The organism is Pseudooceanicola marinus, assembly GCF_002786295.1.
Lineage (GTDB): Bacteria > Pseudomonadota > Alphaproteobacteria > Rhodobacterales > Rhodobacteraceae > Pseudooceanicola > Pseudooceanicola marinus.
This window is the reverse complement of sequence record NZ_PGTC01000028.1, coordinates 23,027-23,258: the sequence shown is the minus strand read 5'-3', so window position 1 is coordinate 23,258 and position 232 is coordinate 23,027. Positions and strand designations below refer to the sequence as shown.

General features: G+C 75.9%; 1 protein-coding gene. It reads left to right on the top strand.

Translation table 11 applies throughout. The features are described from left to right. On the top strand, nucleotides 1–232 hold a 232-nt coding region (locus CVM50_RS21815; RefSeq protein ID WP_198431945.1), incomplete at both ends, for a hypothetical protein.

Sequence of the window (232 nt, the reverse complement as noted above, 5' to 3'; positions counted from 1 at the left end):
CCGTCCTCGCCTGCCCGACCGTCGCCGCGCTCTCGGCCGCCGCCCTGGCGCAGGGTGGCAATCTGGTACAGCTGGCGCTCGTGCTGGCCATGACCCTGGCCCCCTATGACGCGGCACGGACGGTCTGCGACACCCCCGCTCTGCACCCCATGCCTCGCCTGCTGCGCCGGATCGCCCCCTGCGGCCCGTACCTACTCGGCGCCGCGCCGGGCGCGGGCTGGCTGTTCGGCCA